At 60.6% G+C, this 25,678-nt stretch carries 25 protein-coding genes and 1 pseudogene; 15 read left to right on the top strand and 11 right to left on the bottom strand.

The window, feature by feature from the left end:
- The first annotated feature begins 13 nt into the window (after positions 1 to 13).
- Positions 14 to 496, top strand: a complete 483-nt coding sequence (locus ACW9HX_RS14820; RefSeq protein WP_457381197.1) for a YybH family protein — start codon at positions 14 to 16, stop codon at positions 494 to 496.
- Positions 497 to 702: 206 nt separating this feature from the next.
- Here the strand turns inward: ACW9HX_RS14820 and ACW9HX_RS14815 are convergent.
- Both ACW9HX_RS14815 and ACW9HX_RS14810 read right to left on the bottom strand, forming a co-directional pair.
- Positions 703 to 933 (bottom strand): annotated as a pseudogene (locus ACW9HX_RS14815) (DUF6124 family protein); the annotation flags it as partial.
- A 23-nt stretch (positions 934 to 956) separates the two neighbouring features.
- Positions 957 to 1,511, bottom strand: coding sequence for a cytochrome b (locus tag ACW9HX_RS14810; RefSeq protein ID WP_457381196.1), 555 nt, complete (start codon positions 1,509 to 1,511; stop codon positions 957 to 959).
- A 205-nt stretch (positions 1,512 to 1,716) separates the two neighbouring features.
- On the opposite strand from ACW9HX_RS14810, the gene ACW9HX_RS14805 reads away from it, so the two are divergent.
- The 8 genes from ACW9HX_RS14805 to ACW9HX_RS14770 all read left to right on the top strand — a co-directional run bounded on the left by ACW9HX_RS14805 (position 1,717) and on the right by ACW9HX_RS14770 (position 8,823).
- Complete coding sequence (locus ACW9HX_RS14805) at positions 1,717 to 2,394, top strand: thermostable hemolysin (RefSeq protein ID WP_457381195.1); 678 nt, start codon at positions 1,717 to 1,719, stop codon at positions 2,392 to 2,394.
- On the top strand, positions 2,384 to 3,865 hold the full coding sequence (locus tag ACW9HX_RS14800) for an AMP-binding protein (protein WP_457381194.1): 1,482 nt from the start codon (positions 2,384 to 2,386) through the stop codon (positions 3,863 to 3,865). The genes ACW9HX_RS14805 and ACW9HX_RS14800 overlap by 11 nt, the downstream gene beginning before the upstream one ends.
- Entirely contained in the window at positions 3,862 to 4,536 is a 675-nt protein-coding gene (locus ACW9HX_RS14795; protein ID WP_457381193.1) for a TenA family transcriptional regulator, read from the top strand. Before ACW9HX_RS14800 ends, ACW9HX_RS14795 begins: the two co-directional genes overlap by 4 nt.
- On the top strand, positions 4,523 to 5,332 hold the full coding sequence (locus tag ACW9HX_RS14790; protein WP_457381192.1) for an SDR family oxidoreductase: 810 nt from the start codon (positions 4,523 to 4,525) through the stop codon (positions 5,330 to 5,332). Before ACW9HX_RS14795 ends, ACW9HX_RS14790 begins: the two co-directional genes overlap by 14 nt.
- Entirely contained in the window at positions 5,329 to 5,973 is a 645-nt protein-coding gene (locus ACW9HX_RS14785) for a tetratricopeptide repeat protein (RefSeq protein ID WP_457381191.1), read from the top strand. The genes ACW9HX_RS14790 and ACW9HX_RS14785 overlap by 4 nt, the downstream gene beginning before the upstream one ends.
- An 11-nt stretch (positions 5,974 to 5,984) precedes the next feature.
- Positions 5,985 to 6,647, top strand: a complete 663-nt coding sequence (locus ACW9HX_RS14780) for a response regulator (protein WP_457381190.1) — start codon at positions 5,985 to 5,987, stop codon at positions 6,645 to 6,647.
- Entirely contained in the window at positions 6,644 to 8,011 is a 1,368-nt protein-coding gene (locus ACW9HX_RS14775) for an ATP-binding protein (protein ID WP_457381189.1), read from the top strand. Before ACW9HX_RS14780 ends, ACW9HX_RS14775 begins: the two co-directional genes overlap by 4 nt.
- 233 nt (positions 8,012 to 8,244) lie before the next feature.
- Entirely contained in the window at positions 8,245 to 8,823 is a 579-nt protein-coding gene (locus tag ACW9HX_RS14770) for a DUF4337 domain-containing protein (RefSeq protein WP_457381188.1), read from the top strand.
- Between the two features lie 65 nt (positions 8,824 to 8,888).
- Here ACW9HX_RS14770 and ACW9HX_RS14765 read toward each other — a convergent pair whose 3' ends face one another.
- From ACW9HX_RS14765 to ACW9HX_RS14735, 7 genes are all read right to left on the bottom strand, one after another.
- On the bottom strand, positions 8,889 to 10,127 hold the full coding sequence (locus ACW9HX_RS14765) for a DUF2599 domain-containing protein (protein WP_457381187.1): 1,239 nt from the start codon (positions 10,125 to 10,127) through the stop codon (positions 8,889 to 8,891).
- 70 nt (positions 10,128 to 10,197) lie between these two features.
- Entirely contained in the window at positions 10,198 to 11,886 is a 1,689-nt protein-coding gene (locus ACW9HX_RS14760; RefSeq protein ID WP_457381186.1) for a DUF2599 domain-containing protein, read from the bottom strand.
- 85 nt (positions 11,887 to 11,971) lie between these two features.
- The gene (locus ACW9HX_RS14755; RefSeq protein WP_457381185.1) at positions 11,972 to 12,457 is read right to left on the bottom strand and encodes an N-acetyltransferase family protein; all 486 of its coding nucleotides are present in this window, start codon (positions 12,455 to 12,457) and stop codon (positions 11,972 to 11,974) included.
- A 13-nt stretch (positions 12,458 to 12,470) separates the two neighbouring features.
- Positions 12,471 to 12,686, bottom strand: a complete 216-nt coding sequence (locus tag ACW9HX_RS14750; RefSeq protein ID WP_457381184.1) for a DUF4287 domain-containing protein — start codon at positions 12,684 to 12,686, stop codon at positions 12,471 to 12,473.
- A 149-nt stretch (positions 12,687 to 12,835) separates the two neighbouring features.
- Positions 12,836 to 13,810, bottom strand: coding sequence for a tetratricopeptide repeat protein (locus tag ACW9HX_RS14745; RefSeq protein ID WP_457381183.1), 975 nt, complete (start codon positions 13,808 to 13,810; stop codon positions 12,836 to 12,838).
- Positions 13,811 to 13,886: 76 nt separating this feature from the next.
- Entirely contained in the window at positions 13,887 to 15,146 is a 1,260-nt protein-coding gene (locus tag ACW9HX_RS14740; RefSeq protein ID WP_457381182.1) for an MFS transporter, read from the bottom strand.
- 99 nt (positions 15,147 to 15,245) lie between these two features.
- Positions 15,246 to 16,133 (bottom strand): LysR family transcriptional regulator, encoded by an 888-nt coding sequence (locus ACW9HX_RS14735; protein WP_457381181.1) that lies wholly within the window; start codon positions 16,131 to 16,133, stop codon positions 15,246 to 15,248.
- A gap of 133 nt (positions 16,134 to 16,266) precedes the next feature.
- Here ACW9HX_RS14735 and ACW9HX_RS14730 point away from each other — a divergent pair, with 133 nt between their 5' ends.
- Both ACW9HX_RS14730 and ACW9HX_RS14725 read left to right on the top strand, forming a co-directional pair.
- Positions 16,267 to 17,937, top strand: a complete 1,671-nt coding sequence (locus ACW9HX_RS14730) for a GMC family oxidoreductase (protein WP_457381180.1) — start codon at positions 16,267 to 16,269, stop codon at positions 17,935 to 17,937.
- A gap of 130 nt (positions 17,938 to 18,067) precedes the next feature.
- Positions 18,068 to 19,690, top strand: a complete 1,623-nt coding sequence (locus tag ACW9HX_RS14725; RefSeq protein WP_115078311.1) for an MFS transporter — start codon at positions 18,068 to 18,070, stop codon at positions 19,688 to 19,690.
- A gap of 49 nt (positions 19,691 to 19,739) precedes the next feature.
- Here ACW9HX_RS14725 and ACW9HX_RS14720 read toward each other — a convergent pair whose 3' ends face one another.
- The gene (locus ACW9HX_RS14720; protein ID WP_457381179.1) at positions 19,740 to 20,108 is read right to left on the bottom strand and encodes a DUF427 domain-containing protein; all 369 of its coding nucleotides are present in this window, start codon (positions 20,106 to 20,108) and stop codon (positions 19,740 to 19,742) included.
- A 153-nt stretch (positions 20,109 to 20,261) separates the two neighbouring features.
- A complete protein-coding gene (locus ACW9HX_RS14715) occupies positions 20,262 to 21,668 on the bottom strand; it encodes a serralysin family metalloprotease (RefSeq protein WP_457381178.1) in 1,407 nt (468 codons plus the stop codon).
- A 279-nt stretch (positions 21,669 to 21,947) separates the two neighbouring features.
- On the opposite strand from ACW9HX_RS14715, the gene ACW9HX_RS14710 reads away from it, so the two are divergent.
- The 4 genes from ACW9HX_RS14710 to ACW9HX_RS14695 all read left to right on the top strand — a co-directional run bounded on the left by ACW9HX_RS14710 (position 21,948) and on the right by ACW9HX_RS14695 (position 25,283).
- Positions 21,948 to 23,891, top strand: coding sequence for a DNA topoisomerase III (locus ACW9HX_RS14710; protein ID WP_457381177.1), 1,944 nt, complete (start codon positions 21,948 to 21,950; stop codon positions 23,889 to 23,891).
- Between the two features lie 47 nt (positions 23,892 to 23,938).
- Positions 23,939 to 24,442, top strand: a complete 504-nt coding sequence (locus ACW9HX_RS14705) for a GNAT family N-acetyltransferase (protein WP_457381176.1) — start codon at positions 23,939 to 23,941, stop codon at positions 24,440 to 24,442.
- A 45-nt stretch (positions 24,443 to 24,487) separates the two neighbouring features.
- Complete coding sequence (locus tag ACW9HX_RS14700; RefSeq protein ID WP_176504837.1) at positions 24,488 to 24,778, top strand: hypothetical protein; 291 nt, start codon at positions 24,488 to 24,490, stop codon at positions 24,776 to 24,778.
- Positions 24,779 to 24,953: 175 nt separating this feature from the next.
- Positions 24,954 to 25,283: a hypothetical protein gene (locus ACW9HX_RS14695; protein ID WP_085602835.1), complete on the top strand. Its 330-nt coding sequence runs from the start codon at positions 24,954 to 24,956 to the stop codon at positions 25,281 to 25,283.
- Positions 25,284 to 25,678: the final 395 nt, after the last annotated feature.

Below are 25,678 nucleotides of genomic sequence, written 5' to 3'. Positions count from 1 at the left end.
GAGGTTTACAGCCATGCGTACCACATTGATTGCATTGCTTCTCAGCGCACTATTGCCCGTGGCGGCTCAGGCCGCCAGCCCCGGCGCCGAAGATGCAGTAAAGACGGCCGTCACCCGGCAACTCCACAATTATGGAGCAGCACTGAATGCATCTGACGTCGAAGGTGTCATGACCTTGTATGCCGCCGATGCCGTATTCATGCCGCAGCACAGTCCGCCAGCCGAAGGCCGTGAAGCAGTGCGCGCAGCCTATCGCCAGGTTTTCAACACCATCAGGCTCGACATCCGCTTCACTGTCGATGAGATCCGACAGCTGTCCAGTGACTGGGCATTTGCCCGCACTCGCTCCAAGGGAACGGTCAAACTGCTGTCCGGCGATCAACCAGCCCATGCAGAGGGCAACCAGGAAATTTTCCTGCTGCACCGGGAAGCCGATGGCCAATGGCGCTTTGCGCGCTACATTTTCACGACCACCAATCCACCGAAATTGCAGTGAGAATCTGCCTTCGTGAGCGAGATACCGGTGGGAAACCACCGGTAGATTAAAAACCGTTTAGCGTCCCGGGTTCGACTTTCCCCTTACAGTTGACTCCAATGGTGGCTCCGAGCCATGAATGATAAGGTTCAGGTCCAGTATCAGGGACGACACGTCGTGCACAAACAATGTCTTGCTGCAGCAGCGATAACCTTCACCATCAGCCTTTACGCCTTCAGTTCCACGCTATCCAACGCCTGACTCAAGGCCAGCCCCGCGACCATGACAACTTGTGCGATGCCCAGCGCCGTTTTGCGATGGGCGGGTTCCAGGGTGGCGGCGAAGTTGTTGAGCATTTCGCAGGCTGAATCGAGGGATTCGCGGGCATTGGACAACAGGCATTGGCTGTCGTAAGCGGAGTTGGCCAGGAACACAGGATCGTGTTCGTGCTCAGGCCCGCTGCCAGATACCGCGCACGGGCCTACTGCGAATGGCTGCGCCCCGGCAACATCCGCACCAGTGTGTTATCCCGCACCCAATAGTGGTGAAACAGCCCTGCCGCCGCGTGCAGGCCGATCAGCCAATACCCCATGTTGCCAAGCAGTTCGTGCCAGTACTTCAGGCGTTTGGCCAGGTCAGGGTCAATGGCAAGGGGTGCCGGAAGGTGGAAGCCGAAGTATGGAAACGGTTTGTCACCAGCGGCGAGCATCAGCCAGGCCAGCACCGGGGTGGCGATCATCAGGACGTACAGCGCCAGGTGCATCAAGTGCGACAGGCCCGTCTGCCAGGCCGGTGGCTTGGGTGTGATCGGTGGACGTGGGGTCAGGCGCCCGAACAGGCGGATCCACACCAGCACGAAGATGCTCACGCCAAACAGACCATGCAAGCCCATCAGCAGGCCTCGCACTTCACTGCCACGGGGTGTGAAGCCCTTGAGTTCAACGCAGGCGTACACGCCGACGAACAGCGCCAGCATCAGCCAGTGCAGGACGATCGACAGTTTTCCATAACGGTTTACGGCAGTGTTGCGAGTCATAACGTGCCTCGTGGTTATCGTGAGTGACGACCGATGTGTTCGGCCGTCTCGATCCGGTTGCCGGGCGAACCGACGGCCTTACCCTGCCCGGGAAGTCTTAAGACAATCTGAAGATGGATCGCTCATAAAGCTTTTTTCACCTTCAGACTTCGTTAAGAAATGGTTCGGATACTTCCCTCGAACCTATGAGGGAGGCGCTCAGCCCATGCCCGATTCCGCCTGGAAAATCCCCCTGCCCCTGCACTTCGGCCGTGTCGAAACGCCGCCGATGACGTTGAGCGGCGCGTTGCCCGACGACACGTTGCGAGAGACATTCGAAGCCTTCATCCAGCATCGGTTTCGCAAGGCCCATGGCGCCGACATCCGACACTTCATGCCCGAGCTTTTTGGCGTTCACAACGGCGATGGCGAGCTGTGCGCGGTGGCCGGCGTGCGTCGTGCCCACCTTGAACCGTTGTTTCTGGAGCGCTACCTGGACGAACCGATCGAGCCGTTGATCAGCGCAGCCGCAGGCAGGCAAGTTGAACGTAGCGCCATAGTCGAAGTCGGCAACCTGGCCGCCAGCGACACCGGCAGCGCACGCACGAGCATCATCGCCATTACCTATCTGCTGGCCATGGGCGGCCTGGAATGGGTGACCTTTACCGGCAATACCGGACTGGTCAACAGTTTCCATCGTCTGGGCCTCAAACCCGTGACATTGTGCGCCGCCGATCCGGAACGCCTGGGTGACGAGCGTCAACACTGGGGCAGTTATTACGAAAGCAAGCCTTGGGTGCATGTCGGCAACATCCGCGCCGGCTTCATTCATTTGCGCAACATCGGCCTGTTTACCCGGTTGGGTTTGCCGACCTCGATTGAAGGAGCCAGCCATGTCGCTTGAACGGCAACGATTCCAGGAAGCCTTGCGCAGCCATGCCGGGCGCAACGACAACACGATTGCGCTGTGGGGCGATACGCTGAAGCTCGATTACACGACTCTGTATTCCGAAGTGATGTACCGCCAGCAGCGTCTGCGCGATGAACAGGTGAAGGTCATTGCCCTGGCGCTGGACAACGGCGTCCAGGCGATGCTCTGGGATCTGGCGGCGCTGTTCGAAGGCCTGACGTGCGTGCCCCTGCCGCCGTTCTTCAGCCCCGCGCAACGGGCCCATTGCCTGGAGCAGAGCCAGGCTGAGCGGGTGATCGCCGAACCGGAGATGGAGAATGAACTGCGCGCCGCCGGGTATGAGCAACACGGTGAGTTCTGGCATCGCCGTTTCGACGGCCCCGATCGCCTGCCCGCCGGCACCGCCAAACTGACGTTCACCTCCGGTACCACCGGCACTCCCAAAGGCGTGTGCCTGAGTGCGGATAATCTGCTGCGGGTTGCGCGGGAACTGGATCGGGCCAGCGAGCCGACTGCGCCAGGCCATCACCTGGCACTGCTGCCGCTGGCCATCCTGCTGGAAAACCTCGGCTGCTACGCGGCGCTGTACGCCGGCGCTACGTTGAGTGTGCCTAGCCAACAGACTCTCGGTATTCAGGGTGCCAGCGGCGTCGATGTGCCGCGCTTGCTCGGCTGCCTGGCCAGCCGGGTACCCGAAAGTCTGATTCTGGTGCCGCAATTACTGTTGCTGTTGGTCAGTGCCGCCGAACAGAAAGCCTTTGATCCACAATCGCTGCGTTTTGCTGCCGTGGGAGGCGCGCGGGTCTCCCGAGATCTGTTGCACCGTGCCCAACGGGTAGGCCTGCCGGTGTACGAGGGTTATGGCTTGTCCGAGTGCGCCTCGGTGGTCTGCCTCAATCGGCCCGGGGCGCGTCGCCCGGGAAGCGTCGGCCGCCCCCTGCCCCATGTCGAGGTGCGCCTGGCCGAAGACGGTGAGGTGCTGATCAAGGGCGCGACCCTGCTCGGCTATCTGGGTGACCCGGCCTACACCGGTCAATGGTGGCCGAGCGGTGATCTGGGCGAATTTGATCAGGAAGGTTTTCTCTATCTCAAGGGTCGCAAGAAGCATCAGTTCGTCACCAGTTTCGGGCGCAACGTCAACCCGGAATGGGTCGAGTCGGAACTGACCCAACGCCGTCACATCGCTCAGGCCTTCGTATACGGCGAGGCGTTGCCGCACAACCACGCCCTGCTCTGGCCACACCGTCCGGACTGCACCGATGCGCAACTGGCCGCCGATGTCGCCGCCGCCAACGAGACCTTGCCCGATTACGCCCAAGTGCATCACTGGACGCGCCTCAAACAACCTTTCACCGCAGCCAACGGCCTGCTCACCGCCAATGGCCGCCCGCGCCGTGACGCCATCGTCGCGTTGTACAAGGCGCAACTGACTGAATCCGCCAATTCCGAGGAACCCGCATCATGAGTTTTTTCGACACCCTGCAAGAGGCGACGCATGAGGAACGGCACGAGCTGTTCAATCTGCCGATCATCCTTGATGCCCTGCAAGGCAAGGTCAGCCTTGAAAGCTATCGCGCGTTTCTCGCCCAGGCCTACTACCACGTTCGTCACACCGTACCGTTGATGATGGCCTGCGGCGCGCGCCTGCCGACGCATCTGGAATGGTTGCGCAAAGCCGTGTGCGAATACATCGAGGACGAATACGGCCATGAGCAATGGGTACTTGACGACATCGAGGCCTGTGGCGGTGACCGGAACGCGGTGCGTGACGGCCAGCCGTCGCTGCCGATCGAGCTGATGGTCAGCTTCCTTTACGACCTGATCGCCCGAGGTAATCCGGTGGGTCTGTTCGGCATGGTCAACGTACTTGAAGGCACCAGTATCGCCCTGGCGACCCATGCGGCGGGCAGCATCCGCGAACGTCTGTCCCTGCCGGAAACGGCATTCAGCTACCTCAGTTCCCACGGCTCGCTGGACATCGAGCACATGCAAACCTATCGCCAACTGATGAATCAGCTGAAAGACCCAGTCGATCAGGCGGCAGTGATCCATGCCTCGAAAGTCGTCTATCGGCTCTACGCCGACATGCTCCGCGGCCTGCCCCGTGACGCGGAGGCTCAACATGCAACTGCATGAAGCCCGTGTGGTGCTGACCGGCGCCAGTGGTGGTATCGGGCTGGCCATCACGCGTGCTCTGTGCGTCGCCGGTGCGCAAGTCCTGGCGGTCGCGCGACATCAGGAATCGCTGCGCCCGTTGCTCGACCTTTACCCAAAGAACCTGTGCTGGGTCGCCGCCGACCTGACGTTTCTCAGCGACCGGCGCAAGGTACTGGTTGCCGCCGAGGCCATCGGCGGCCTCAACCTGCTGATCAATGCGGCAGGGGTCAATCACTTCGCCATGCTTGAGCAGCTCGACGACAGTGAAATCAACGCAATGCTGGCAGTGAACATAAGTGCGCCGATCTGTCTGACCAAACTGCTGCTGCCGCTGCTCAAGCAGGCTGACAGTGCCATGGTGGTCAACGTCGGCTCCACCTATGGCTCGATCGGCTACCCCGGCTATGCCGGTTACTGCGCCACCAAGTTTGCCTTGCGCGGGTTTTCCGAAGCCTTGCGCCGCGAGCTGGCGGACACCCGCGTCGGCGTGCTGTACGTGGCACCCCGCGCCACCCGGACATCGATGAACAGCCCGGCAGCGCAAGCACTGAACGATGCGCTCAACGCCAGCGTCGATGACCCGCAAGCTGTGGCCAACGCCGTGGTGCATGCGATTGCCGGTGATCGACGCGATCTCTATCTGGGCTGGCCGGAACGCTTTTTCGTGCGTCTGAACAACCTGCTGCCCAATCTGGTGGATCGAGGTCTGCGCAAACAGCTGCCGTTGATTCGTCGCTTGAGTGAAAAAATCGACAACGAGACGCCAAAACCATGAAACGACTCATCGCATGCCTGCTGCTGGGTGTCCTCAGTCACAGTGTCTGGGCGCTGGATGCTGCCGATCAGCAACGTCTGAACAGCATCCAGCAGCGCTGGGCGCACATCCAGTACGAGACGCCGGAAAAACAGCGCGCCGCCGCGTTCGAACAGCTGGCGGCCCAGGCAACACAATTCACCACCGAACGTCCGGCGGTTGCCGAGGCCTGGATCTGGAAAGGCATCGTCATCAGCAGCTGGGCCGGTGCCCAAGGAGGTCTCGGGGTACTGGGCAAGGCCAAGGAGGCCAGGGCCGACCTTGAAAAATCCCTGACCCTCGACCCCAAGGCACTGCAAGGCTCGGCCTACACAAGCCTCGCGGCGCTGTACGACCGGGTGCCGGGTTGGCCAATCGGTTTCGGCGACAGCGACAAGGCCGAACAACTGCTCAAGCAGGCCCTGCAACTCAACCCGGACGGCATCGACAGCCTGTACTTCTGGGGCGATCATCTCTTCCGTCAAAAACGCTACGCTGAAGCCAGGGCGGCGCTGCTCAAAGCCCAGCAGGCTGCTCCCCGTCCCGGACGGGAAAGCGCCGATGTCGGGCGTCGCAGGGAAATCGCTTCGTTGCTGGTGGACCTGAATAAAAAACTCGAATGACAGGAGTCCGTGTGCGTTTATTACTGATCGAGGATGACGTGGCTCTCGGCGAGGGCATTCATCAGGCGCTGGGGCGCGAAGGCTATACAGTCGACTGGCTCAAGGACGGCAGCAGCGCCCTGCACGCGTTGCTCAGTGAAACCTTTGACCTGGCCGTGCTGGATCTCGGCCTGCCGCGCATGGACGGCCTCGAAGTGCTTCGTCGGGTGCGAGCCAGCGGCGCCAATCTGCCGGTGCTGATCCTCACGGCCCGCGATGCCACAGAGGACCGCATTGCCGGCCTAGACGCCGGTGCCGACGATTACCTGATCAAACCTTTCGATCTGGCCGAGCTCAAGGCCCGCCTGCGCGCCTTGCTGCGACGCAGTGCCGGCCGCGCGCAGATGCTCATCGAACACGCCGGCATCAGCCTCAACCCCGGCACCCAGCAAGTCAGCTATCTGGGCGAACCGGTGGTGCTGACACCCAAGGAGTATCAACTGCTGCACGAGCTGCTGTCACCGCCAGGCCGGGTGCTGACCCGCGATCATCTGACGCAACTGCTTTACGGCTGGAACGAAGAAGCCGAAAGCAACACCCTGGAGGTGCACATCCACCATCTGCGCAAAAAATTCTCCACCGAACTGATCCGTACCATACGTGGCGTGGGTTATCTGGTGGAGGAGCGTCAATGACTTCGATCCGACGCCGTACCCTGACGCTGATCATTGCCCTGATGCTCGCCGGCCTCGCGGTGCTCAGCGTGTTCAACCTGCACGACAGCAATCACGAAATCGCCGAAGTCTACGACGCGCAACTGGCGCAGAACGCACGTCTGCTGCAAGGCGTGATGCGCATGCCTTTGGCGGGGCGGGAGCACTCAGACCTGTACCGCGCTTTCAATTCTGCGCTGGCTGAAGCAGTGCCTCGGGGTGACGGACATCCCTACGAGCGAAAACTTGCGTTTCAGGTGTGGAGTTCCAAGGGTGAAGTACTGGTGCACACCGCCAGCGCCCCCTCCTTCAGCGCGCCGCCTGCCCAGCCGGGCTTCAGTGACGTGGTGGATTTGAACCAACGCCACTGGCGCGCCTTCATCCTCGAAGACCAGCAGAACGGTTTGCGCATCTGGGTCGGGGAGCGCGACGACGTACGCGCCGATCTCGTCGATCGCATTGTCCGCCATACACTATGGCCGAATGTGCTCGGCAGCCTGATTCTCGCGGCGATGGTCTGGCTTGCCATCGGCTGGGGGCTCAGCCCTCTGGCCAATATGGCGGCGACCCTGCGCGCCCGACACAGTGGCTCCCTTGAGCCTTTGCAACTGACGCCATTACCCAGTGAACTGGAACCGATGCAAGCGGCGCTCAATCGCATGCTTGCGCAAATACAGGAAGTACTTGGTCGCGAACGCCGCTTCATCGCCGACGCCGCCCATGAGATGCGCACACCGTTGGCCGTGCTGCGATTGCACGCGCAAAACCTGCTTGAAGCCGGCACCGAACAAGAGCGCCGTGAATCACTGGACTATCTGATTGCCGGCGTCGATCGCACCAGCCGTCTGGTCAACCAGTTGCTCACCATGGCCCGCCTGGAACCCAAGGCCAACGCGCCTGCCACGCAACGCATCGACCTCGGCGAAACCGTGCGCAACACGCTGGTTCAACTCACGCCGTGGCTGCTGAGCAGGCACCTGGAACTGGCTTTCGATGCCAGCGACCAACCCTTCAAGGTTGTCGCCGACGCCACCGTCATCGACATCGCGCTGAACAACCTCATCTCCAATGCAGCCAACTTCTCCCCGGAGCATGGCGTGATTACCGTGCACTTGTATCAGGCTGACGGTTTTTACCACCTGTGTGTCGAGGATCAAGGGCCGGGAATCGATGAAATGGATCGGGCCCGACTGTTCGAACGGTTCTACAGTCGGGGGAATGCCCAAGGCGCGGGCCTGGGTCTGGCCATCGTCAACACCATCGCGACACGGCTCCATGGACAGATCACCCTGGTCAACCGGGCAGAGGGCGGGCTGCGGGCAATCTTGTCGATTCCCGCTGGCTGAGCGGTGTGACTAAGAGGTGGAGAGTGTCATTTTTTTGCGTGCGGGCCGGTAACGGCCTGCCGTCAGGCTGGCCTCCACTCCCCCAGTTCGACAGCTATGGCCGAATACAAAACTTACGCCCTCACTGGGGCCGTCCGCTTTCGGCCAGACACTGTCAGTCACTGGTGTCTTAAAATCCGGCCACCCTTCATAATTCGCCCACATCCACTTCATCGACCCCAAGTCCGACCGTCATGCCTGAAGAGTTCGAAGTCCCCAGTCCCCACGAGCAACATATCGAGCACACCACCCATCATGCCCACGCAAAAGGCGATCGTTTTGCCAGCAAGATTGCGGTCATGACGGCGATCATGGCGACGGTTGGCGCCCTGATGAGCTACCAGGCCGGCTCGACGGAGAGTGAGGCCGCCATGGACAAAAACAACGCTGCCATCGAGAAGACCGAAGCCGCCAACGAGTGGAACTACTACCAGGCCAAGTCCAGCCGGCAGAACCTGTCGGAACTGGCCAGCCACCTTCCGGGGCTGGATTCCGCTCATTATGTTGCCGAGGCTCGGCGCTATGCCGAGCAGAAAGAGGAAGCCCGCAAAAAGGCGGAAACACTTGAGCAACAGGCGCGAGAGTGGGACGAGAAATCAGAGCAGGTGCTGCATCAGCATCACCGCTGGGCCCAAGCCATGACCGCAATTCAAATCGCCATTTCGCTGGCGGCCATCACCCTATTGACGCGCAAGGAATGGCTCAGACGCGTATCGTTTGGGGCGGCGGGTTTGGGGGTCATGCTGGGCTCGTTGGCCTGGTTGCATATTTGAGTCTTGAAAATCCTGCCTGCCGATACCTTAGGCATCGGCAGACCGGATCCCACCCTTCAATAACCTCAGAACGGATTACACCGCTGCGCCACCGCCGTGGCCTGATCCACATACGGCCGAGCCGGTTCCAGATTCCACTCTGGCTTGTTCCTCACAGGCTTGCCATCGAACGTCGCCGCCAAGTGACAAACCATCTGCCGGCGCATCGAGCCACCATTGACGCTGTACATCCGCCATTGCTCGTCGTCTTTGTGTTTGTTGTACAGCTCGGCGAACATCCGGTCGGTCTGGTCATCCTTGATAGCGCGCCCGCAAGCAGTCGGCACGACTTGCAGCGACCAGGTCTTCGGCCCGAGTTTCGGGTCGTCGCGTTGGGCCCAGGTGCTGGATTCGATGTACTTGTCGCAGAACTGTTGCGCCGGTGGCGTCGCAGTCTGGATGCACGAGAACGTGGCTTTGCTGGTAGGGGTTTTCGGGAAGTCGATCTTGACGATGTTGCGGTCCTTCCCTGTCCTGGCTTTATAGTCGCGCTGGTTGGCCAGTGCGTCGTTCAGGCCCCGTGAGTCGCTGTAGAAAAAGGCCAGGATCGGCAGCTCATCGGTTTTCGGATTGCCCAGGCGCAGTTCGGTCTGGGTCTGGAATTCACGGGTGTTGATGACGCGTCGGGCGCCCATGAAGTTCTGGAATGCGTTGACCCGATCCTGGCTGCTCATCGGGTTGCGCATGTTGAAGCCGCATTGCAACTGGTCCTGCTGGCGGTTGTTGTTGAACTTGGTAAAGTGCGCGACCCAGGCGTTGACGTTGGTGATCGGCGGGGCCATGGATTGACAGACTGCCTCGGTCTGACTGGTGTTCTTGTTGTTGCCGCAGCCACGGTCGTCGCGAAAGTCGGTCCAGGCATCGTTGGGAAACGCGCAGTAAACGTGCACCGGGGTTTCCGGGTCGCGCACCATGTCGACCGGGGTGATGATGTAGCCGTTCTGGGTGCTCATGCCGGGGTCTTCGTAGCTGATGCCATCAGCCCGCATGTAAGACGCAGCGAATGTGCCCAACTCCACCGCTTTGGGGCTGGGGTTCCAGACGTCCCACTTCTGCCCTTTTGCCGGGTCGGCGCGGTGGGTGCCACGGATCAGCAGGCCCGAACAGTCCGACGCCGGGTCTTTGCCGCAACTGGCGGTAGTGTTGTTGTACAAGCTTTCAACGCGCTTGAGCGTGTCTTCGCAGGACTCGGCATTGGCCGACGTCGCGTGCAGAAACAACGGAACCGCAAGTAATGGGACGATCCTGTTCCAGCGTTTTTTCATGACACTTTTCTCCCTGATTGTTCTTCTGGACTTCCTTGTTCAGATGCGACTTCCTGCTGCACCTGGAGGCTTAACGCGCAACCGGATTGCACCCCGCCGCCCGGGTCTCGGCATCCGAAAGCGCAGGCCGGAACGGTTCAAGATTCCATGGTGTCTTGGCGCGGTAATTCACCAGCACGCAGTTCAATTGCTGGCGCATGCTGCCGGCGGATTTCTCGTTGTCGCGCCAGTTGCCATCGGCGCCCCTGAGGGCGAACAACTGCTGGTACAAGGCATCGATCTGTTCGTTGGGCAAGGCGCGCCCGGCCGCTGTCGGCACAACGCTCAAGCTCCACTCGTCCTGACGGGTGCCCGGGTCGTAGCGTTTGACCCAGTCGGCGGAAGCGATGTACTGCGGCGCCTTGGCTGGCAGCGGATTGCAACCGGCCTTGGTGGCTTCCTGAGGGCTGACGACGGGACGGAACGGCTCCAGATTCCACTCGGTCTTGCCCGGGTAGTTCTGCACCAGACAACTGAGTTGCTGACGCATGCTGCCGGGGGATTTCTCGTTGTCGCGCCACTGGCTGTCGGCGCCGCGCAGGGCGAACAACTCCTTGTACAACGCCTCCTGATCGCTGGCCTGAATCGCCTTGCCCTGAGCGGTGGGCGTGACATTGAGCGTCCATTCGTTTTTGCCGGTGCCGGGGTCATGGCGCTCGACCCAATTGGCCGACGCGATGTAGCGAGAGGTCACCGGTGCAGGCTGACCATTGCCAGCAACCGTCAAATCAATCGCCTGATCCGCCGCGACATAGCTGAAACGCTGCTCCGGTGGTTTGGTGAAGTCCAGCCGCAGGATCGGCACGCTGTAACCCTGGGCCTGGAGCTTCTTCTGGAAATTACGCGCACTGTTCAGGCCGTTTTCCGGTTTGGGCGGTGCCTGATCGCCACGGGTAGCGAAGTTCTGTGTGCTATTGACGTTGTAGATGAAGGCGTCGATGTACTTCATGTTTTCGCTGCCGTCGTTGGTGGCCGAGGCGTTCTTCAACATGAACTCGTTGACCTGTGCACTGAAGGCGAAAGGGTCTTTGTTGGTGGTGTTCACCCGCGATTCGTGGACGCGGATCATCGCGTTCCAGTCGCTGGGCTTTTCTGCGTTCCAGGAACACTGGCTGTACTGGATTGGTCCCTTCATCAGCCCGGTGTACTTGTTGGTCCACTGTTCGGCGGTGCTCACGCCCGCTTCTGCGCAGGTGCCGTAAGCCAGCGCGGAGTTCTTGTTGTTCATCGTCCCCTGGGCGGCGCGTGGCGGTTCGCGGCTGTCGAAGAAACCGCAGCCGTACCACTTGCGCTCAGGCCCGGTGCCGCCATCGAACGCGTAGATGCAGGTGAAGCCTTGTTCCTTTACCGGCAGGTTCAACGCCGCCGCATCGGTGGGCGTGCGCAGGATCAGACCGGCCGGATGAATGAGGATCCGCGTGCTCAGATCCTTGCGGATCCACGAGTAGGACGTCGCGCCGATCTTGATCGCGTAAGGGCTGTAGTCCCACGGGTTGAACGGCCCGTCGTTGACCATGCGCAACGTCACGCCGCTGCAGTAGTAATGCCCGCGGGCAGCGCCGGTGTCGGGCTCCTGGCATGCGTCTTTGATGGTGTTGTAGTTGCGGTTGATGCGGTTGAGGGTTTCCAACGGATCGAGCGGTGGCTGGGCAGCTACCGCACTGAATGCCAGAGGCAGGAGCAGGGCAAAAACAGAAGACGAACGAATAGCTGCACGCATAGCCGACACTCCTTGTCGCGCGAGATGACACTTCCATGAAAGGCAGCGTAGTAAGCACAAGACTGACGGTCAAACCGATAGTGGATCAGGCCGTGCTTCTGTTGCGCCTCATATGAATCAACGCCGTCCGCCCACCATTCGGCGAAGCGCGCTCCTCGATATCGAACGGCACAAAACCGAGCGTCGGATACAGCAATAACCCCGCCGTATTTTCATTGAAACAGGACAACTGCACCTCCTTCGCCTGCCAACGCTCGAAGGCCAACTCCGTCATGGTCTCGACAATAAATCGCGCCACACCTTTGCCCCGGGCGCTCGGTGCCACGATCACATTGCCGATACAGCAAATGCCCTGGCGCTCGGCGCGATAGAAGTTGGCGAACCCGACAATCTCGCCCTCCGCCTCGACCACCGTGGAGTCGAAGCGCTGGCCGATCGCGGCGTTCATCTGCGCTTCCGTCAACGGGAATTCCGCCTTCGGGAACATGAAATACAACTCCTGAACGCCCTGCGGAAAACTGCAGATTGTTTTGACGTCGTCGGCCGTCACTGGCCTGTGTTTCAAGTTCATGGCTGCCCTGCCTTCACTTTTTGCCGCTTGCCAGATGATGGGCGACCAATGCGTTCGCATGCCCGTGGCCCATACCGTGTTCGGTCTTGAGCCAGGCGACCAGTTCCATGTGTTTTTTGTCGGTGATGGATGCGAGCAGTTCAAGCCAGTGGCTGATGGGCTGGCCGTACTTCTTTTCGATTGACGGAAAGTAGGATGCCGGGCCTTTCACTTTTGTGTCTTCGCTCATGCCTCACTCCCTGATCGCGACGGAGTGTCGGATAACGCTCCTTGTCGTCGCCGGATAGATTGGACGTCAGATGCGATTACGACAAGTGCCCCGCGACTTGGGTTATGAGGGCCAGTAACACCACTGCCGTGTGACTGGCCTCCATCCGTTTATTTCGCCTGGGTCTCGGTTTTTCTGCTATCCCTGAAGCGCTCCATTCTGGTCTTGCCGTCCGTCACGACCACGGGAATGACCTTATAGGTCTTCTGGCCCTCGGGCATGATCGGTTCGCCCGGAAATCGATAGTCGCTGAAGCCCTGCAGCACCTTTTGATCGATGGTGTTGTTGCCCGAGCTCTGCTGCAGCGAAATGGCAGGTACGACTGAACCCGGGGAGCCCTCCAGTTGCACGTGAACCGCTTTGTTGTCGGGGGTCGACAATTTCTCGGCCGCCAGGCTTTTCTCGATGATTTCGATCTTTCTTTGGACCTGGTGCTTCACGGTGCGAATGAAGACGTCGTTGTAGCGCTGCTGCTGTCCGGTGGACATCGGCACGCCTTTGGCACGCAGGCGCTCAACACCCTGCCATGAGTCACTGCCAACCTCTTCTGCGCTGCTGAGGTAATACTTCATCGCGCCTGGCAAATCCTGTGGGCCACCCGTACCGTCCTCCATGAACCTGGCCAGTTTGGCCTCGATATAGGTATTGTCGGGCCGGCTGACGGCGCGCTGATAAAAGTCCCTCGCGGCTACCAGGTCCACTGGGCCGCCGAGGCCTTTTTCGGCGATGGCGCCGAGTCGGTTGTAGGCGCGCGGTTCCTCTTTGGCAAGGGACTCATAAATCGATTTGGCCTGGGGGATGTCCTGGGGCACACCTCGGCCCTCTTCGTACATTCTGCCCAGGATCAGCTTGCAACCGTTGTCGCGGCGGCTGAGGGAGCGGATTTCGGCAAGTTGCCACTGATCAAGCGATGGCTCATCGAGATAAGCGGCGCAGCGAAAGATGGGATAGGCGTCGGCAATGGGGTTACCGGTAGGACCGCCGAAGGGTTTGCAGCCTGCGACGAGTGTCGAGACCGCCAGTAGAGCAACAACCTTTCTCATGACTGCTTCCATTGAAATCGTGCAGATTTCATCGGCAGGCACGCGAAAAACCTGAAGCCTCGATCATCCGCCGGAGCAGGTGTACTCGCGATTGCGCGGACTCTGTCGACATTAACTGTCAGGGCACGACCGCCGGCGGCGTGCCTTGCACTGTGGTTGCATGCAGCGAAGACCGCGACACCGTCTCCGGCACCGCCCCCCAAAGCAGCACCAGCGCCGCCATCGCCACTGCTGCCAATGTCAGAAACGCGGCGCTGTACCCCGCCTCCTGAACCACAATCCCCGCCAGGCTGTTGCTCAACGCCGCGCCCAGACCGAACACCGTTGAAATCGCTCCCAGGCTGACATTGAAATGCCCGGTCCCCAGCGTCAGGTCTTTCACCACCACCGGAAACAGCGCGCCGAAAATCCCCGCGCCGATGCCATCAAGCAGTTGCACCGAAACCAGCCACCACGGATCGTTGGACAACACATACAACACACCGCGCAGCGGCAGGATCAGAAACCCCGCCAGCAGCAACGGCTTGCGACCCCACAGATCGGCCTTCGCCCCCACCAGCAGCGCGACCGGCACCATCACCATCTGCGCCGCGACGATGCAGGCGGAGGTGAGCGGCGTGGCCATCTGCAAATTGGCCTGGGCCAGTTTCTGACTCACCAGCGGCAGCATCGCCGCATTCGCCAGGTGAAACAGCGCACAGCAAATCGCGAACATCAGCAGCGGCCGGTTGGTGAGCAATACGGAAAGCCCCGAAGGCTGCTTGCCCTGCCCCGTTTCGCTGGGCTCCAGACCTCGGGCGAGTTCATGGTCAATGGCGTCGGCCGATACGAACGAAACGGCAATCACACTGGCCAGCGCCATGACCGCCATCAAATAAAACACGGCAACCGGGCCGAACAGGTACGCGGACAAACCGGCCAGCAACGCGGCACAGGCGTTGCCGGCGTGGTTGAAGGTTTCGTTGCGCCCGGTCCTTCGCGTGAAGGCGCGAGGTCCGGTGATCCCGAGGGTGATTGCGCAGATGGCGGGGGCGAAGATCGAAGCGGCAACGGCACTGATGGCTTGCGTCAAGGCCACCAGGCTGAATGACGTCACAAACGGCAGCAGCAGACAGCTTCCAGTGACCACCAGCGCGGCAATCGCGATCAGCGCCCGTTTGAAGCGTGTGCTGTCGACCAGCGCGCCCGCCGGGGTTTGGGTGATGAGCGCAGCGATCCCGGCAATCGTCATGACCAGACCAATGCTCGCCGGCTCCCAGTGGTGAACCGCCAACAGATAAATCGCGAGATAAGGACCGAGCCCGTCACGCACATCGGCGAGAAAGAAATTCAGGCTGTCGAGGGACAGGTTATTGCGGCGATCGAGGTGAGTAGCCACGGGTAACGTCTTCGTTGTCGAGGTTCTGCGAAATGACTCAACCTCCGCAATTCGAATGACCTTTTGCCGGGCGTTTTAGTTGCATGAATCAACCGTCCTTTACTGGCCCATCAACAACTCGCGTTCGCCTTCACACAACCCCACGACGTAATCCCAGACCACCCGCAACCGCACCGACTTGTGCAACTCCCGCCGCGTACTGATCCAGTAACTGCGTTCGATACTCTCATCCGGCAGCAGCGCCACCAGGTCCGGATCCGACGCCGCCATATAACAAGGAAGAACCGCAATCCCCAGCCCCGAACGTGCCGCCTGCTGCTGGGCAATCACGCTGGTGCTGTGAAACACCACCCGTGGATTGCGACAGAAACTGTTGAGGAACATCAGCTCCTGACTGAACAGCAAGTCATCGACATAGCCGATCCACGCGTGCCGTCCAAGATCCTCGCGGCTGCGCAGCGGCGGCGCGTTGTCGAGATAGGCGCGGCTGGCATAGAGGGCGAGCCGGTAATCGGTGAGTTTGCGGGTGACGAGCATGTCCGCCGCCGGCCGTTCCAGGTGAATGCTGATTTCCGCCTCGCGGTTGAGGATGCTGACAAAGCGCGGCACCGCCACCAGTTCCACTTCCAGCCCCGGATAACGTTCGAACAGCCCGACCATGCGGCTGGCCAGAAACATGATGCCCAGCCCTTCCGTAACCCCGACGCGAATCTTGCCCAGCGGCGCCGTAGATTGGGTGATTTCCTCCTGGGCCAGCAGCGCGACGTTTTCCATGGCTTCGGCGTGTTTGAGCAGCGCCTCCCCCGCCGGGGTCATTTCGTAACCTTGGGCGTGCTGGACGAATAGCGCGGTGCCGAGGCTTTTTTCGATGGCCTCGATATGCCGGGCGACGGTGGCGTGGGTGGTGTTCAAGCGGCGGGCGGCGGTAAGCAGTCGGCCGCTGCGCTGCAACTCGAGAAAGAACCGCAGATCGTTCCAGTCGAACATGGCTTGTCCTTGTCGGCTATCGTCAGGAGGCGCTGTTTGAAAACGCACAGCGGCTGCGCAAAAACTAACATTCTTTTGACGAAAGCTAACAACTAGGATGACTGACAACAAAAACAATAAGCGAGGTCAGGGAATGCAGACTTCCCTCGATGAATTCGATTACATCGTGGTCGGCGCCGGGCCGGCCGGGTGTTTGCTGGCCAATCGGCTGTCGGCCGATCCACAGCAGCGCGTGTTGCTGCTGGAGGCCGGCGGGCGCGACAACTATCCGTGGATTCACATCCCCGTGGGCTACCTGTTCTGCATCGGCAACCCGCGCACCGACTGGTGCTTCAAGACCGAAGAACAACCGGGCCTCAATGGCCGCGCGCTGAGTTATCCGCGGGGCAAGGTGCTGGGTGGCTGCTCGTCAATCAACGGCATGATCTACATGCGCGGCCAGGCCAAGGACTACGACGGCTGGGCTGCCGAGGGCAACCCGGGCTGGGCCTGGAACGACGTGCTGCCGCTGTTCAAACAGAGCGAAAACCACTTTGCCGGTGCGGCGGACTTTCATGGTGACAAGGGCGAATGGCGCGTCGAACGCCAGCGCCTGTCATGGCCGATTCTCGATGCGTTCCGCAGCGCTGCCGAGCAGAGCGGCATCGCCAGCATCGATGATTTCAACCAGGGCGACAACGAGGGTTGCGGCTACTTTCAGGTGAACCAGAAGGCCGGGGTGCGCTGGAATGCGGCGAAGGCGTTTCTGAAGCCGATTCGCGACCGGGCCAATCTCACGGTGCTCACCGAAGTCGAGGTGGATCGGGTGCTGTTCGAAGACGGTCGCGCCTCAAGGGTCAGCGCAAGCTGGCAAGGTCAGGAAAAGAGCTTCAAGGCGCGCAAAGAGATCGTGTTGTGCGCCGGATCCGTCGGGTCGCCAAGCATTCTGCAACGCTCCGGGATCGGGCCCCGTCCGCTGCTGGAAAAGCTCGGGATCGGCGTGGTGCATGAACTGCCAGGCGTCGGCGGCAATCTGCAGGATCACCTGCAACTGCGGCTGATCTACAAACTGGAAAACGCTCGCACCCTCAACCAGATCGCCGGCAGTGTGTGGGGCAAGATGGGCATGGGCCTGCGTTATCTGTATGACCGCAGCGGGCCGTTGTCGATGGCGCCGAGTCAGTTGGGCGCGTTTGCCCGCTCGGGACCGGAACAGACCTCGGCCAATCTCGAATATCATGTGCAGCCGCTGTCGCTGGAACGCTTTGGCGAACCGCTGCACAGCTTCCCCGCGTTCACCGCATCGGTGTGTGATTTGCGGCCGCAGAGCCGCGGCCGGGTCGAGATCCGCTCCGCCGATCCGCAAACAGCGCCGCTGATTCAACCCAATTACCTCAGTCATCCCGAAGACCTGCGCGTGGCCGCCGATGCGATTCGCCTGACCCGGCGCATCGTCAGCGCCCCGGCCCTGAAGGCCTTCAACCCGGTGGAATACCTGCCCGGCGCCAGCCTGCAAACCGAAGAACAACTGCACGAAGCGGCGGCGAAGATCGGCACGACGATTTTCCATCCGGTCGGCACCTGTCGCATGGGCAACGACGCGGATGCCGTGGTCGACGCACAGTTACGCGTACACGGTGTACCCGGTTTACGCATCGCCGATGCCTCGATCATGCCGCGCATTACCTCGGGCAACACCTGTTCGCCTACGCTGATGATTGCCGAGAAAGCGGCACAGCTGATTCTCAACTCTTTACAAGCGACACCGATCCCTGTGGGAGCGGGCTTGCCCGCGAAAGCGGCAGATCATTCAGCAGTGAGTTGAATGACACACCGCCTTCGGGAGCAAGCCCCCTCCCACAAATGACCCGCATCAGATTCACGGACATCGCGCATCACCCGGACACGCAACACCAGTGGAAACAACAAAAACAATCACTGTGAGGGATACCGATATGTCAGAACACGTTCAGCCTCTGGACGCCGTGCGCAGCGCGGACGCCAGCCCCGATACCCGAAAGGTCATCTTCGCCTCGTCCCTGGGGACGGTGTTCGAGTGGTATGACTTCTTTCTCTACGGCGCCCTGGCGGCGGTGATCAGCAAGCAGTTCTTCGCCGGGGTCAACGACACCACGGCGTTCATCTTCGCGCTGATGGCGTTTGCCGCAGGCTTCATCGTGCGGCCGTTCGGGGCACTGGTGTTCGGTCGGTTGGGGGACATGATCGGACGCAAATACACCTTCCTCGCGACCATCATTCTGATGGGCGTGGCGACGTTCGCGGTGGGCCTGCTGCCGACCTACGCCAGCATCGGCATCGCCGCACCGATCATTCTGGTGGTGCTGCGCATGCTCCAGGGCCTGGCCCTCGGCGGCGAGTATGGCGGCGCCGCGACTTACGTAGCGGAACACGCCCCCATCGGCAAACGCGGTTTCCATACGAGCTGGATTCAATCCACCGCGACCCTCGGTCTGCTGCTGTCGCTGCTGGTAGTGCTCGGTTGCCGTTACTTCACCGGCGATCAGTTCGAAGTCTGGGGCTGGCGCATTCCGTTCCTGCTGTCGATCGTGCTGCTGGGGATTTCCACCTGGATTCGCCTGAGCCTGCACGAGTCGCCGGCCTATCTGAAGATGAAAGAGGAAGGCAAGGCCAGCAAGGCGCCGATCCGCGAATCCTTCGGCAAATGGGAAAACCTCAAGGTCGTGCTGATCGCCCTGTTCAGCATCAACGCCGGGCAAGCAGTGACCTTCTATGCCGCGCAGTTCTACGTGCTGTTCTTCCTCACCCAATTCCTGAAAATGGACCCGGCGGTGGCCAACAGTCTGCTGATCATCAGCGTGGTGATCGGCGCGCCGTTCTTCATCATTTTCGGCTGGCTGTCGGACAAGGTCGGGCGCAAACCGGTGCTGATGCTCGGCCTGCTGCTGGCCACGGCGCTTTACTTCCCGATTTTCAAATCCCTGGCCCACTACGCCAACCCGGCCATCGACCATGCCAGCCAACAGGCGCCGATCACCGTGGTGGCAGACCCGGCCACCTGCACCTTCCAGTTCGATCCGGTGGGCAAGGCCAAATTCGACAGCCCGTGCGACAAGGTCAAGACCTTCCTGGTCAAGCAAGGTCTGCCCTACTCCAGCGTCGCCGCCCCGGCTGGCAGCGCGGTGCAGGTGAGCGTCGGCGATGTGAAACTCGACGGCTTCGACGAGGCCGCCCTGCGCGGCGCGATCACCCTCGCCGGCTACCCGCAACAGGCTGACATGCAGCAAATCAACAAGCCGATGATCGTGGCCCTGATCGTCGCTCTGATCATCATTTCCGCCATGTGCTACGGACCGCTCGCGGCGCTGATGGTCGAACTGTTCCCGACCCGCATCCGCTACACCTCGATGTCCCTGCCGTACCACATCGGCAACGGCTGGTTCGGCGGTTTCCTGCCGACCGTGTCGTTTGCGCTGGTGGTGTACACCGGGGATATTTTCTACGGGCTGTGGTACCCGGTGCTGATTACCGGGGTGAGCCTGGTGGTCGGGATGATTTGCTTGCGTGAGACGAAGAATATCGATCTGGACAAGAACTGATTGATAAACGTGTGGCGAGGGGGCAATGCCCTCGCCACCCTGCGTAATTTCAGACCTCCGCCTCCAGCAATTCAAACTTCACCTGATCGGGATAGAACGCCACGTAGTCCTTGATCTGGCTGACCGAAATCTTCGGATGTTCGTACGTCCACACCGCGTTCGCGCCCTCATGCCCGGGCACTTGCAGACTGAAATAACTGGCGTCGCCCTTGTACGGGCAATAACTCGTGTGGTCGGTGCGGGCGAAGTATTTTTCGTCGATATCTTCGCGGGGGATGTAGTAGACCGGCGGGTAATTGGCTTCGAGCAACACCAGTGCTCGGGCTGAAGCGGCGACTTGTATGCCATGGAATTTCACAAGGAGGCAGCCTGGCTGCTCGGCGATGGTGATGACGGGGCTTGGACCGGAGGTTTTCATCGGTTTCTCCTGACTGCGGCGAAGGCACCGGTTCAGGTATAACCCATGCGGGAGAATCTCGTCGGGTTCGCAGCCGAACGGTTTTCCGCCCATAAAAAAACCGCAGCCTGCGAAGGACTGCGGTTTTTTCGTTTCAGATTTTCCGTTTTCAGATCAGGCGACGATATCGGTCGCCACGGCCTGCCCCACCACACCCACGGCGAAGTCCACCGAACCCTGGCCTGTGAGGTCGATCATCAGGCTGGTCTGGTTGGTCTGCGCAAAGTAAGTGAGGATCGCGTCGCCCGCGTGCCCGGTGAAGCCGCTGACGAAGTTCAGCGTGGCCGCGCCCGAAGCGAAACCGGCGATGCCCGACAGGTCGATCTTGTCCAGGCCGCTGGTGAAATCCATGATCCAGTCCGGTGCGGTCATGGTCGAGTCGCTGGCAGCGCCAAACACGAAGGTGTCTGCACCTTCACCGCCCCACAACGAATCACCGCCGCCGCCACCGTAGATGATGTCGTTGCCGGCACCGCCGATCAGATCGTTGGCTGCCGAGTTGCCGATCAACAGGTCATTGCCCGAGCCGCCCACCGCGTTTTCAACGGTCACGCCGTACGCAATGGACACGTTGCCCACCAGGCCGCCGACGTCGGAGAACGAACCTTCGTTGAGGTTGATCTTCTGGTTCTGGCTGAAGCCGGAGAAGTCCAGGGTGTCGTTGCCGCCGCCGTCCCATACCGAGAACACCACTTTGGAGGTGTTCGAAGTGGCGCTGTAGTAGTCGCGATCGGCGTTGGAGTTGAAGCCGTAAACGGTGTTGTCGGCACGGGTTTCCAGGTTGGCGCCGTAGAGTTTCTGCACCGCGACGATATCGTCCAGCAATGGAGCCGAAGCGTAGGCGCCGCTGCCGTCCTTGCTGAAGTTCTGGTCGGTGTTGGCTTCGCTCCAGTAGCTCATCAGGCTGTAACCACGGGTGTCTTCGGCGTACTTGGCGTCGCCGTAGGTCGGGTTACCGTTGCCGGCGTTGTAGGCGCCCGGGTGCGACAGACCGAGAGTGTGGCCGATTTCGTGGGTCAGGGTCTGGCGTCCGTAGTTGTTGGTGTCCGGAGTCTTGTTGACCTGATATTTATCGTTGATCAGATACCACGACTGGCCGTCATAGCTGCTGCCCTGGGGCAGGTAGGCGAAAGCCGCGCCGCCGGTGCTGACGTCGTAGTTGCCGAAGGTCATGTGACCGTCGCCGCCCTTGCCTTCGGTGAAGGTGACTTTGGCCACGTCCGACCACGATTGCATCGACAGGATGGCCTGGGCTTTCTGCTGATCGCTGAACTCGCTGAAGTTGCCGAGTTTGGGGTTGTAGTTCGACGGCTTGTCGGTCAGGAACGAGTAAGTCAGATCAATCTTGCCGTCGGCGTTCTTGTCTTGCCACGACATGCCCTTGCGCAGGATTTCGTCGGCGGCCTGGTCGGCGGTGAACGACGGCTTGCCGTTGACGGTCCCGGTGCCACGGTCATACAGGTGGCTGAAAGTGTCGACCGCGGTGAAGGCGCTGCTGGCCTGGGAGGAAGGTTGAGACATGGTGTACGTCCTTGTTTCTAAAGAGTCAGTGTCAGACAGAAAAACGGCGATCTTCTGGCGAGATCGTCCTGTCACTCGCCCTGTTGAGGCGAATTGAACCTGCCACAGCCGCCAGCGGGGGCGCTAATCAATTTCTCGATAGCGTCCCGGATTGCCCCGGCGACGGTTGTCATGACCGGCAATCCTTTTATCTGTATATCCATACAGATAAAAGTTGCCCGATTGCCCGACTCAGGCCATTCTGTGCGCCTCTTCGGGCAATGATCGACGACGGTGGTTATGCGGCTGTACCTCTGTGAAAAACCTTCCCAGGCCAAGGATATTGCGGCCGTGCTGGGCGCCAGGCGCCGAGGCGACGGCTGCTGGCTGGGAACGGACGTCACGGTGACCTGGTGCATCGGCCACTTGCTGGAAACCGCCCCGCCGGACGCCTACGACGCACGCTACAAGCGCTGGGTGCTGGCGGACCTGCCGATCATCCCCGACAAATGGAAAATGACCGTCAAGCCGCGCACGGCCAGCCAGTACAAGGCAGTCAAGCGACTGCTCGGCGAGGCCAGCGAACTGATCATCGCCACCGACGCCGACCGTGAAGGCGAGATGATCGCCCGTGAGCTGGTCGAGCATTGCCGCTATCGCGGGCCGATCCGCCGCTTGTGGCTGTCGGCGCTGGATGAAGCCTCGATCCGCAAGGCCCTGGCGGCTCTGAAGCCGGGCTCGGAAACCTTCAGCCTCTATCACTCGGCATTGGGGCGTTCACGGGCCGACTGGCTGATCGGGATGAACATGAGTCGGCTGTTCACCCTGCTTGGCCGGCAATCCGGCTATCAAGGCGTGCTGCCGGTGGGCCGCGTGCAGACGCCAACCCTGCGACTGGTGGTGGATCGCGACCGCTGCATCGCCGATTTCGTGCCCGTCGCGTACTGGGCCATCGATGTGCAACTGCTGCACCACGGCACGGCGTTCACCGCGCAATGGCGGGCGCCGAACGATGCCTGTGACGATCAGGACCGCTGCCTCAATCAGGCCCTCGCCCAGCAAGCGGCCGCCGCAATCAGCAGCGCTGCCAGCGCCCGGGTGGTGAAGCTGCGCACCGAGCGCCTGCGCGAAGTGGCGCCCCTGCCCTTCGATCTCGGCACCTTGCAGGAAGTCTGCTCGAAAAAACTCGGCCTCGGCGCCCAGGAAACCCTCGACATCGCCCAGGCCCTCTACGAAACCTACAAGGTCATCACCTACCCGCGCAGCGATTGCGGCTACCTGCCCGTGAGCCAGCACAGCGAGGCGCCGGGGATTCTCGCGGCGTTGCGCCAGGCCGACCCGAGCCTCGATGCCTTGCGCGAGCATCTGGAGCCGCAGCGTCGCTCCCGCGCCTGGAACGACGCCAAGGTCAGCGCCCACCACGGCATCATCCCCACCGCCGCCGCCAAGAATCTCGAACGCCTGACCGGCAAGCATCGTGCGGTCTACACCTTGATACGCGCGCGGTATCTGGCGCAGTTCCTGCCCAATCACGAATACGACCGCACCCAGGCCGATTTCGATTGCGCCGGCGAAGCCTTGCGCGCCGTCGGCAAGCAGATCATCGAGCCGGGCTGGAAACGCGCACTACCGGAAGCACTGGCCCCGGCCAAGGGTCGTGAAGCCCCTGCCCCGCAAACCCTGCCGACGCTGACCCAGGGCGCCGAATGCGCCGTGGCGGATGTGAAGCTCAAGGACCTGTGGACGCAGCCACCCAAGCCCTACACCGAAGGCGATCTGATCAAGGCGATGAAAAACGTCGCCAAACTGGTGGAAGACCCGCTGCTCAAGCAGAAACTCAAGGACACCACCGGCATCGGCACTGAAGCCACCCGCGCCTCGATCATTCAGGGCCTGCTGGATCGCGGTTATCTGGTGAAAAACGGCAAGGCACTCTCCGCCACGCCCGCCGCGTTCAGCCTGATCGACGCCGTGCCCAGGGCGATTGCCGACCCCGGCACTACAGCGATCTGGGAACAGGCGCTGGACATGGTGCAGAGCGGCGAGATGAGTCTGGAAGAGTTCGTCACCAAACAGGCCGCGTGGATGAGCAAGCAAGTGACCCGTTGCGCCGGGCTGAGCCTGACCATCAGCGGCCCGCTACCTGCCGGCAAGGCTTCGGCACCTTGGAAGAACAAGCGCAAAACCACCCGGCGCAAAACCACCGCTACCGGCAAACGCACGGCGAAACCGGCAGCCAAATAGCCCGTTGCGCGCTACTGTTTCTGCAGTGATTGTCAGGAGCCAGCGGTATGTCTGTCATCGAACTGCGCGTCGCCCGGCGCGACGAACTGGACACCATCGAAAACCTGATGCAGTTCTACACTTACGACTTCAGCGAGTGGCTGCCGCTGAAGCTCGCCGAACACGGATTCTTTCCAATCCAGTTGAAGGACGATTACTGGCGCCAGCCGGCAACCCGGCCATTCCTGATCAACGTCGACGGCGAACTCTCGGGATTCGTGACCGTCGATGATCACATCCTCATCGAAGGCGCCGACTACAACATCGGCTATTTCTTCGTCAGCCGGCGCTGGCGTGGCCAAGGCGTCGCGCAGTTTGTCGCCTCTGCCCTCTTGAGCCACCTGCCTGGTCAGTGGCAGATTTTCCATGTCGACGCCAACCTGCCTGCGCGGCGCTTCTGGGCCAGGGTCATCCCTGAGGTGAGCGGCGGCGAATTCACTTGTCAGCAGAAAACCGTAGACGGTTACCCCTGCACCTTCTACTGCCTGCGCAGCCCTTCCCACGCTGCCTGAACGGCCCTTTTCTCATTCCAGAATGACTTTGTCCGACAATATGTAGTGACCAAAAATAATCACTACAAAACCGTTGACGGCGTCGTTTTGCTTTTGCATGATGCAGACGTCTCCCCGATCGGGAGCACTGGCAACACGCTTGAGCAAGCTCGTCTGACCGCCGAGCTGTTTTTTCCGGATACACGCTGCCCACAAGGCAGATTGAAGAAGCTGACCTGGCCTGAACGTCCAGTACAAGGACGAGAAGCGCTGGCGAAAATTCTCAAGACGCTTGTGGTCGACCCTGAAAACGTCGTCAAGGAGCCTCCCGGTTTTCGCTGCTTCTCCTCGTTGTGACGCTATTGCGTAGCAGTTATTCAACACGACTACATGCAACAGATGCATGACCCCGTACTTCACACGGGCGACCGCTGACGTCCTGGTTTCGGTGCCAGGGATCAACTAACCGATGGGCTACCTGTATTAGCGAATCAACTTTGAAAGATCACCAGACTGGTCAAGGGGCAATATCATGAATCTGAACAATCAACCTACTATCGAAGAACTGGCTCGTATGTTCGCTGCGCAAAAAGACAGCCACGACAGCCATATTCTGTGGATCAGCAAGTCGGGTCAGGTCCATATCGACTGCCTGTCGCCCCATGCTGGTGAAGAAGAGTTCGACCGGAACAACCAGAACCTGCTGGCCCGCCTGAAGATGTACCGCCGCGGCCACGGCTATGTCGGCAAAAAAGCCGCGGCCGACAAGGACTTCATCGGTAATGTTCTGCAAACGCTGAAACAGGCGTGGGACTCGATGCAGAACAAGAACGAAGTTCGGGTGATTGATCGGTTCTACTGAGTTCTAACTTCAATAAACAAAAGGGCCTGCTTCGGAAACGAAGCAGGCCCTTTTTTTATCCGGCTTGAGATATTTTGTGTCGTTAAGAACCTACCCCCTCACCCCAGCCCTCCCGAATCGTCGGACCGCCCCCAAGGGGGCGAGGGGAAAGGGAGCAGATCGGGGATGCTTCAAACCCTCAGTCCGACTCAAGATTTCAAGTCGATGGAGCTCATTCATTCACCTCGGTCAGCCCCCTCTCCCTTGGTAGAAAGAAAGGGAACACATCGGCGTCGCTTCAATTCCTGAGTACGACTCAATATTCCAGGTCAATGAATCTCTAACATTCACCTCGATCAGTCCCCTCTCCCTTGGTAGAAAGAAAGGGAACACATCGGCGTCGCTTCAATTCCTGA

The sequence above is a fragment of the Pseudomonas sp. SDO52101_S400 genome, from assembly GCF_054071635.1.
This window is presented reverse-complemented; position numbering and strand designations above follow the sequence as displayed.

Coding starts and splice junctions, on each gene's coding strand:
- ACW9HX_RS14735 (WP_457381181.1), bottom strand. CDS start 16,133: ATGTTCGACTGGAACGATCTGCGGTTCTTTCTCGAGTTGCAGCGCAGC.
- ACW9HX_RS14770 (WP_457381188.1), top strand. CDS start 8,245: ATGCCTGAAGAGTTCGAAGTCCCCAGTCCCCACGAGCAACATATCGAG.
- ACW9HX_RS14720 (WP_457381179.1), bottom strand. CDS start 20,108: ATGAAAACCTCCGGTCCAAGCCCCGTCATCACCATCGCCGAGCAGCCA.
- ACW9HX_RS14775 (WP_457381189.1), top strand. CDS start 6,644: ATGACTTCGATCCGACGCCGTACCCTGACGCTGATCATTGCCCTGATG.
- ACW9HX_RS14705 (WP_457381176.1), top strand. CDS start 23,939: ATGTCTGTCATCGAACTGCGCGTCGCCCGGCGCGACGAACTGGACACC.
- ACW9HX_RS14730 (WP_457381180.1), top strand. CDS start 16,267: ATGCAGACTTCCCTCGATGAATTCGATTACATCGTGGTCGGCGCCGGG.
- ACW9HX_RS14760 (WP_457381186.1), bottom strand. CDS start 11,886: ATGCGTGCAGCTATTCGTTCGTCTTCTGTTTTTGCCCTGCTCCTGCCT.
- ACW9HX_RS14755 (WP_457381185.1), bottom strand. CDS start 12,457: ATGAACTTGAAACACAGGCCAGTGACGGCCGACGACGTCAAAACAATC.
- ACW9HX_RS14810 (WP_457381196.1), bottom strand. CDS start 1,511: ATGACTCGCAACACTGCCGTAAACCGTTATGGAAAACTGTCGATCGTC.
- ACW9HX_RS14710 (WP_457381177.1), top strand. CDS start 21,948: ATGCGGCTGTACCTCTGTGAAAAACCTTCCCAGGCCAAGGATATTGCG.
- ACW9HX_RS14820 (WP_457381197.1), top strand. CDS start 14: ATGCGTACCACATTGATTGCATTGCTTCTCAGCGCACTATTGCCCGTG.
- ACW9HX_RS14715 (WP_457381178.1), bottom strand. CDS start 21,668: ATGTCTCAACCTTCCTCCCAGGCCAGCAGCGCCTTCACCGCGGTCGAC.
- ACW9HX_RS14695 (WP_085602835.1), top strand. CDS start 24,954: ATGAATCTGAACAATCAACCTACTATCGAAGAACTGGCTCGTATGTTC.
- ACW9HX_RS14785 (WP_457381191.1), top strand. CDS start 5,329: ATGAAACGACTCATCGCATGCCTGCTGCTGGGTGTCCTCAGTCACAGT.
- ACW9HX_RS14805 (WP_457381195.1), top strand. CDS start 1,717: ATGCCCGATTCCGCCTGGAAAATCCCCCTGCCCCTGCACTTCGGCCGT.
- ACW9HX_RS14800 (WP_457381194.1), top strand. CDS start 2,384: ATGTCGCTTGAACGGCAACGATTCCAGGAAGCCTTGCGCAGCCATGCC.
- ACW9HX_RS14790 (WP_457381192.1), top strand. CDS start 4,523: ATGCAACTGCATGAAGCCCGTGTGGTGCTGACCGGCGCCAGTGGTGGT.
- ACW9HX_RS14725 (WP_115078311.1), top strand. CDS start 18,068: ATGTCAGAACACGTTCAGCCTCTGGACGCCGTGCGCAGCGCGGACGCC.
- ACW9HX_RS14765 (WP_457381187.1), bottom strand. CDS start 10,127: ATGAAAAAACGCTGGAACAGGATCGTCCCATTACTTGCGGTTCCGTTG.
- ACW9HX_RS14750 (WP_457381184.1), bottom strand. CDS start 12,686: ATGAGCGAAGACACAAAAGTGAAAGGCCCGGCATCCTACTTTCCGTCA.
- ACW9HX_RS14795 (WP_457381193.1), top strand. CDS start 3,862: ATGAGTTTTTTCGACACCCTGCAAGAGGCGACGCATGAGGAACGGCAC.